General features: G+C 73.1%; 1 protein-coding gene. It reads right to left on the bottom strand.

Annotated elements, in window-relative coordinates:
- Positions 1-305: hypothetical protein (locus tag V1J52_RS26055; RefSeq protein ID WP_330142432.1), on the bottom strand; the 305-nt coding region annotated here is incomplete at both ends.

The raw sequence follows: 305 nt of genomic DNA, 5'->3' as shown, positions 1-305 counted from the left end.
GCGGTGCTGCCGTCGTGGGACGTCATCCGCTCCGTCGTGGTCGGGTCGCCCCGGGTGGGGGCGTCACCGAAGTCCCCGCCGTCGTAGGCGGTCCGCTCGTCGGCGAGGACGTCCGTCGTCCGGTCCGGGGTGGCCGAGCAGCCGACCGCCACCTTCTCGCTGCGCGAGGGCACCTCGTACAGGTTCTTCGCGGGGTTGTCCGCGTACCAGAGGCGGGTGCAGGTGTCGTCCGCGGTGGTGGACAGGTCACCCAGGTCCTCCATCGCGGTCGCGCGGCCGGTGCGGACCGAGGTGTCGAAGGCCGT

The sequence above is a fragment of the Streptomyces solitudinis genome, assembly GCF_036323765.1.
Taxonomy (GTDB): Bacteria; Actinomycetota; Actinomycetes; order Streptomycetales; family Streptomycetaceae; genus Streptomyces.
Note: the sequence above shows the minus strand (reverse complement) of the source record. Positions and strands in the feature narration are given on the sequence as shown.